Annotated in this window: 1 protein-coding gene; it reads right to left on the bottom strand. The window is 62.5% G+C overall.

Features of this window, described 5'->3' with window-relative positions; genetic code table 11:
* Nucleotides 1-328 (bottom strand): RHS repeat domain-containing protein (locus FDP13_RS21540; RefSeq protein WP_143840381.1); only part of this gene is annotated, 328 nt, incomplete at both ends.

Genomic DNA, 328 nt, shown 5'->3' with positions numbered 1-328 from the left:
CGCAGCGTATCCCGGCGGCCGTCCGGGTAGATAACGCCCGCCAGTTGCCCATGCGCATCCCATTCACGACGGGTACGGTGACCTTCCGCATCGACAGAGGTCAGCAACTGTCCATAGCGGTCATACTCAAAGGTCGTGCATTGCCCCGAACAGTCGGTACGCGCCGTCAGCAGCCCCTGCCTGTCCCAGTCCAATTTCACCGTTCCGCCCAGCGCATCGGTCACGCTGTCCGGCAGGCTCTCCTGCGCACTGGGGTAGTGATAACGCGTCGGGTTCCCCAGTGCGTCCGTTTCCTCCACCAGCCGGTTAAGGTCGTCGTACAGATTCA

The sequence above is a fragment of the Dickeya sp. ws52 genome (genome assembly GCF_007210685.1).
Lineage (GTDB): Bacteria > Pseudomonadota > Gammaproteobacteria > Enterobacterales > Enterobacteriaceae > Dickeya > Dickeya chrysanthemi.
The sequence above is the reverse complement of the archived record's forward strand: the minus strand, read 5'-3'. Positions and strand labels throughout refer to the sequence as shown.